We start from the raw sequence: 6,872 nt of genomic DNA, 5'->3' as shown, positions 1-6,872 counted from the left end.
ATCAGGGCTTGCAGGGGACTTTCGCCCCTTAGATTCGCGCCATGCTTGGCACACAGAAAATCCGGCGGGACTCTTGCAAATCCCGCCGGAACACGCGTCACGTCGAACGGATCAGATATCGTAATACAGGAAGAACTCGTAGGGATGGGGACGCAAATTCATGGCAAGCACTTCATTGGTGCGCTTGTATTGAATCCATGTCTCGATGACATCCTTGGTGAAGACATCGCCCTTGAGCAGAAATTCATGGTCTTTTTCGAGTGCGTCGAGGGCTTCGCCGAGGCTGCCGAGGACTTGCGGAACGAGCGCCTTCTCTTCCGGCGGCAGATCGTAAAGGTCCTTGTCGAGCGGCTGGCCCGGATCGATCTTGTTCTGGATGCCATCGAGGCCGGCCATCAACATGGCGGCGAATGCCAAGTACGGATTGCAGGACGGATCGGGCACGCGCCATTCGATGCGCTTGGCCTTCGGGCTGGGCGAGTACATCGGGATACGCGCGCAGGCGCTGCGGTTGCGGCTCGAATAGGCCAGGTTGACCGGCGCCTCGAAACCGGGAACCAGGCGCTTGTACGAGTTGGTCGTCGGATTGGTCAGCGCGATGAGCGCATTGGCGTGCTTGAGCAGGCCGCCGATGTACCATAGGCATTCCTGGCTGATCCCGGCGTACTTGTCGCCCGCGAACAACGGTTTGCCGTTTTTCCAAAGGCTTTGGTGGCAGTGCATGCCGGATCCATTGTCGCCGAACAGGGGCTTGGGCATGAAAGTAACGGTCTTGCCGGCCCGGTACGCGGTGTTCTTGATGATGTATTTGAACATCGTCAATTTGTCGGCGATCGAAGTGAGGCTGTCGAAGCGCAGATCAATTTCGGCCTGACCGGCGGTTGCGACTTCGTGATGCTGGGCCTCGATTTCAAGGCCGCATTGCATCATGATGTCGGCCATTTCCGCGCGGAGGTTCTGCTGGGAATCCGTCGGCGGCACCGGGAAATACCCTTCCTTGTGGCGGGGCTTGTAACCCAAGTTCGGCTTTTCATCGCGTCCGCTGTTCCAAACCCCCTCGACGCTGTCAAGGAAATAATAGCCGGAATGCGCGGTCTGGTCGAAGCGGATATCGTCGAAAATGAAGAATTCGGCCTCGGGCCCGAAATAGGCCACATCGGCAATGCCGGTCGAAATCATGTAATTCTCGGCCTTTTGCGCGATGCAGCGCGGACAACGCGAATAGCGCTGTTTCGTGATCGGATCGAGGATGTTGCAGTAGAGAATCAGCGTCGGCAGCGTGCAGAATGGATCGATCACGGCCGTCCGGGGATCCGGAACCACCAGCATGTCGCTTTCGTGAATGGCCTGCCAGCCGCGAATGCTCGACCCGTCGAAACCGAAACCTTCCTCGAACGAACTTTCGCTCAATTCCGATGTCGGCACGGAAAAGTGCTGCATCAGGCCCGGGAAGTCCATGAACCGCAGGTCCACGAACTTGATGCCCTTCTCCTTGCAAAGTTTTACCACGTCCTTCGGATTCAAATCCTTGTGCATGACTTTCTCCCTCGTGTTGCGCCGCGTTTGCGCGCGGCTCCTTGTGTTGGTTGTGCCCTATGCCGTCTTTCTTGCCGTCAGGCTCGAAATGTGAACTCAGCTAATGACAATGTCGCCCGATTCGCCCGTGCGTATCCGGATGGCGTCTTCAATGTCGTAGACGAAAATCTTGCCGTCGCCGATGCGGCCGGTCGAAGCCGCCTTTACGATGGCCTCGACCACCTGCTTCAACTTGTCGTCCGTGATGACGATTTCCAACTTGACCTTCGGAAGGAACTCGACCACATATTCGGCGCCCCGGTAGAGTTCCTTGTGGCCTTTCTGACGTCCGAATCCCTTCACCTCCGTAACGGTCAGGCCCTGCACGCCCACGCTTGAAAGCGCTTCCTTGACTTCTTCCAGTTTGAAGGGCTTGATAATCGCTTCTATCTTTTTCACGGTGCCGTCTCCATTCCTCGTTCTTTTCGCTTGCCGTCGAATCCGCGAGAATCCGCGCGAAATCACCCGGTTCCATGCGTTGCGATAATTTCAGCAAATTGTGTGCCAACGCATGGCCCCGAAAACGAATACCGGCGTTTCTGCCGGTTTCAACGCCCCCGCAACCCATGATTGGCCCTGTAACCGGCTATTTTCCTTTTCCATAAACCGCCCTTCATGCTGCGATCCGGCTATCAGTCCGCGGGAAATACACAAAGACCTACATTTTGGTAAGAAGCAAAATGACAAAGATACCGATTGGTGCGATCTCCATCCGAATGGATTCCAACCGGCAGGGCTGATTGACGCATTGCGCACACCGCCGCACTTTCATGAAAACAATTGAAGATAAAGGATGCGGACCTGGCGCGCAACGGATTCGGCAGCGCGAACGAGGCCATTGGCATGCTCGTTGCTTCACCCAATCACGCATGGACAGCCAGGAAGAATACATACCTATACTAATCGTCATGGAGTAAAGCAGTTTTAATGAGGTGTCCACCCGGCGTTCGCGGCCTGATGCGCGATTCGGGAGCAGGGACGGCAGCAGCGGAATCCACTTCCGCGAGGAGAACACGACATGAACAAGGACGGTAGGAAATATTGGTTGACAGCGGCCATCGCGTTCGCGGCGGCCGGCCCGGCCGCGGCCCAGGATGCCGCCGGACCCGCAATAGATTCGGGGGACACGGCATGGATGCTGACCTCGATGGCGCTGGTGCTGTTTATGACGATTCCGGCGCTTGCGTTGTTTTACGGCGGCCTAGTGCGAACGAAGAACGTGTTGTCGGTCTTGATGCAATGTTTCAGCATCACGGCGCTGGTGACCGTGCTGTGGGTGGTTTACGGCTACACACTGGCCTTCGATCAGACCGGAATGGAGGCCGGAACGCTGAATTTGCGCTCGTTCATCGGCGGTTTCGCAAAAATTTTCTCGAAGGGGGTTTCGGTTGAAAGCATCCATCCGCTGGCGCCCACGATTCCCGAAACGGTCTTCTACTGTTTTCAGTTGACCTTCGCAATCATCACGCCGGCGCTGATTATCGGCGCCTTTGCGGAACGCATGAAGTTCTCCGCGCTGATGTGGTTCATGGGCTTGTGGTTCACCCTGGTGTACCTTCCGGTATGCCACATGGTGTGGGCGGGCGACGGCTCGTTCATGGGCAGTTACCTTGGGGTGCTCGATTTCGCGGGGGGCACGGTGGTCCACATCAATGCGGGCATCGCGGCGCTGATCTGCGCCCTGGTATTGGGCAAACGCCACGGGTACGGGCATGAAGTCATGGCGCCGCACAACATGGGCATGACGGTGACCGGCGCGGCGATGCTGTGGGTCGGCTGGTTCGGATTCAACGCGGGCAGCGCGGTGTCCGCGGGCGCTTCGGCCGGCATGGCTATGCTCGTCACCCACGCGGCCACGGCCACGGCCACGCTGGTCTGGATGGCCATCGAATGGATCAAACACGGCAAACCGAGCGCGCTCGGCGCGGCCACGGGCGCCGTCGCCGGACTCGTGGCGATTACGCCCGCTTCCGGATTCGTGGGACCGATGGGCGCGTTGTGCATCGGGGCCGCGGCGGGCGGCATCTGCTTCTGGAGCGCCACTTCGCTCAAACGCATGTGCGGATACGACGACTCGCTCGACGCATTCGGCGTCCACGGCGTCGGCGGCACGGTCGGCGCCATCCTGACGGGCGTTTTTGCCTCGTCCGCGCTCGGCGGGGTCAAGGCGGACCTGAACATCGTGCACCAGGTGGGCATGCAACTGTTGGGCAGCGCCATCACCGTGGTGTATTGCGGCGTGCTGACCTTGATCATTTTGAAGGTGATTGACGCGGCCGTCGGACTGCGCGCCAGCCTCGAAGACGAAGTCACGGGACTTGATCTCACGCAACACGGCGAAGTCGGCTACAACTTGTAATCTCTTGGCAGGCCGCCTGTGGATACGCCATTTCCGGCCATATACACCAATCGCGCAAAGCCACGGGAGACGTGAAAACGTCCCTTCCCGTGGCTTTTTTTTCACGGCATTGTATGAAGCTGCGCTGCGGAGCCGTGGACACGAATACCGGAACGACAACATCCCCCGATGCAGCTACTGGCATCTCCGCCCGGGAATTGGTAGGCTGGAGGCACAATGCGGAGGCCTACAATCATGGGATATGCGCAACGGACATGGACCCAAACGGACTATGGGCTTGTCGCCGGCATCATGTGCCTGATGGGCGGTTACTATTGGGCAATTCGCGGCACATCGGGCTACGGCGGCGAGACGGGCGGCGCGCTGGCGGGTTTCGGCTGGGCGCTGCTGTGGTACGCCTTTTCGCAAATGGGCGGCGCGGAACGGCGTCCCTATGCCACGCCATGGATGCTCGTGGCGATCACCTGCGGCATCATGTTCGGCGGATTCACCGGTTACGGCGTCTACATTTCGTGGCTGAACGGCAAGTACTGCATGAACCATCCCGATCTGGAGCGCGCCGTGCCGGCATGGACCGGTTATGCGATGCTGTTCCTGTGCGGCCTGCATTGGGGCGGCAACACCGGCTGCTTCATGGCCTGGTGCGCGCCGAACCGGCCGCTCCGTTTGCAGGATTGGGTGGCCCGGATTTTTTGCGGGGTGGCGGGCGCCGTCGCCGCGCTGGCTTTTGTCCGGATCTTTCCGCAACTGTTCCTGCCATTTTATTCCGAGGGTGTCTACAACATCCCCGAATACAAGACCTGCCAGCGCGCGCTCCTGTCCATCCAGACCATCGCGCCGCACGTCGGCTCGGCGATCGGATTTCTCGCGTACGAAATCATCCGCCGCGACCGGCGCGCCGTGGCCATGATCCTTACGCTCGCCCTCGGTTTCGCCATTCCGTTCACCATCGGCGGGATCTGGCAGACGCAGCACGGTTCGCCCATCCGCATTGACTGGTGGAAAAACTGGGAAATGAGCATCGGACTCGGCGGTGGACTGGCTTTCGGGCTGGCATTCTGGCTGTTCAACCGTCCCGCGGACGCCGTACAGCCGGCCTTGGGCCGCTGGTCGCGGACCTTCTTCCGATCCGGCATCCCGCTGTGGCTACCCTGCATTCCCGTGCTCCAGGGCTGCTACGACGGCTGGTGCGAAATTCACGGCGTCGAACCGGTTCTTGCGGGTTACGCGACCCTGTTTGGATTGAGTTTCCTGCCCGTGCTGGTTCTCTGGGCAAGGCAACTCCGTCATCCGCCGGGCGGCGCGCCCTATCGCGTGCCGTGCGCGTCCATCATGGCCCTGCAACTGCTCATCGTCGCGGCGGGCGTCATCGTGAGCATCCCCCGGACATGGCGCTTCGGGAACACGTTTCTGGCAGCGGCCTACACACTCTACATCGGAACCAGCCTTTGCCTGCTGGCGATCCTGTGGAAACGCAACCGGGCTGAAAACTGAAAAGACGCCGGCGTCTTGTCATCTTCACCCCCATTTCGGGTATGCTTGGGCCGTTCCGTCGTAAACCGAGAGGATCTCATGAAAAAGCAATTTGTAGCGACCATTCAGGAAGGCGATACCGTCAACGACTATTTTCTTGCCGCCCGGAAAGACCTGCGCGAGCAGGCCAACGGCAGCAAGTTTCTCGGCATGGTGTTCAAGGACCGAACGGGCGAGATCGGCGGGATTTTGTGGAACAATGCGGCCTCGATTGCCCGGCAGTTCGAAATCGGCGACGTCGTCAACGTGCGCGGAAACGTGACCAGCTACCAAGACCGCCTGCAAATCCGCGTCGAACAGGTCGTGCCGCTCGCCGAAAACGAATTCGAGAAATCCGATCTGATCGAAACGTCCGCGGACACGGAGGCGCACCTGGCGGCCTTCAGGGAACTGATGGGAAGCATCGCCGGAGAATGGCTGTCCCGCCTGACAAAAGCCTTCCTCGACGACGAGGCATTCATGGAGCGTTTCACGCAGGCGTCGGCGGGCAAGAAATGGCACCATGCGCAACCGGGCGGCCTGCTGCGGCATTGCCTCGAAATGGCGCGCATCGCCTGCACGATGTGCGAACTGTACCCGAACATCGACCGGGATCTCCTGCTGGCGGGGTGTTTTCTCCACGACATCGGCAAACTCGACGAGATGAGCCAGGACATGCTGGTCGAATACAGCACGGCGGGCAAACTGCTCGGCCATCTCGAAATCGGCTGCGAAATGGTCCGCAAGAAGATGGACGCGATACCCGGTTTCCCGGAGCCGCTGCGCATGCACCTGATCCACCTGATTCTGTCGCATCACGGCGAACTCGTCAACGGATCCCCCGTGGTGCCCAAGACCCTCGAGGCGATGGTGCTGTGCCAATGCGACAATCTCGACGCGCAAGCCGACGCCTTTACACGAGTCATCCGCGAGACCCGCGAACGCCATCTCGAATGGTCGGACTATATCCCCCTGATCGACCGGCAAATCTGGGCCAAGTGAACCTCCGCCGGCATCAATAGCCAAACAGGGGCAATCCGGCCCGACCAAAAGACCGGACCGGTGTATCCCCGGACTGCTCCAACCGTATCCAGCCACCGGCGCAAGGAAAACGGCAGAGCCGTACCGTGCTGTCTGTACCCCCCCCCGTAAAGTATGTGCAATAGCCCTATTGACAAACCGCGCCGGTTGTGCCATACTACGCTGCGGAAAGAGGGTGTTTGCCGGGTGCCGTGCAGGAACAGTCAATGGACAATGGGAGGATGCGCGATGAAGCGGGTATGGAGGTTGGGGATCGTTGCGATCTTCGCGGCAATCGGCACGGGGATCGCGCAAACGCAGACGAATAATGTTCCGGGGATAATTTCCGACTGTCCCGGTTCAGCGGGAATTGGACAATCGCCGATTTTTCTAAGCGACTACAGTC

5 protein-coding genes are annotated in these 6,872 nt (G+C 59.5%); 3 read left to right on the top strand and 2 right to left on the bottom strand.

Annotated features, from left to right (window positions below; genetic code table 11):
• Positions 1-111: 111 nt before the first annotated feature.
• Both glnA and P5540_19545 read right to left on the bottom strand, forming a co-directional pair.
• The gene (gene glnA, locus P5540_19550) at positions 112-1,536 is read right to left on the bottom strand and encodes a type I glutamate--ammonia ligase (GenBank protein ID HRT67010.1); all 1,425 of its coding nucleotides are present in this window, start codon (positions 1,534-1,536) and stop codon (positions 112-114) included.
• A gap of 96 nt (positions 1,537-1,632) precedes the next feature.
• The gene (locus P5540_19545; protein HRT67009.1) at positions 1,633-1,974 is read right to left on the bottom strand and encodes a P-II family nitrogen regulator; all 342 of its coding nucleotides are present in this window, start codon (positions 1,972-1,974) and stop codon (positions 1,633-1,635) included.
• 619 nt (positions 1,975-2,593) lie between these two features.
• On the opposite strand from P5540_19545, the gene P5540_19540 reads away from it, so the two are divergent.
• The 3 genes from P5540_19540 (at position 2,594) to P5540_19530 (ending at position 6,448) form a co-directional block, all read left to right on the top strand.
• Positions 2,594-3,934, top strand: coding sequence for an ammonium transporter (locus P5540_19540; GenBank protein ID HRT67008.1), 1,341 nt, complete (start codon positions 2,594-2,596; stop codon positions 3,932-3,934).
• A gap of 234 nt (positions 3,935-4,168) precedes the next feature.
• A complete protein-coding gene (locus P5540_19535; protein HRT67007.1) occupies positions 4,169-5,428 on the top strand; it encodes a hypothetical protein in 1,260 nt (419 codons plus the stop codon).
• A gap of 78 nt (positions 5,429-5,506) precedes the next feature.
• Positions 5,507-6,448, top strand: coding sequence for an HD domain-containing protein (locus tag P5540_19530; GenBank protein ID HRT67006.1), 942 nt, complete (start codon positions 5,507-5,509; stop codon positions 6,446-6,448).
• Positions 6,449-6,872: the final 424 nt, after the last annotated feature.

Source organism: Candidatus Hydrogenedentota bacterium, assembly GCA_035450225.1.
GTDB lineage: Bacteria > Hydrogenedentota > Hydrogenedentia > Hydrogenedentales > SLHB01 > DSVR01.
The sequence above is the reverse complement of the archived record's forward strand: the minus strand, read 5'-3'. Positions and strand labels throughout refer to the sequence as shown.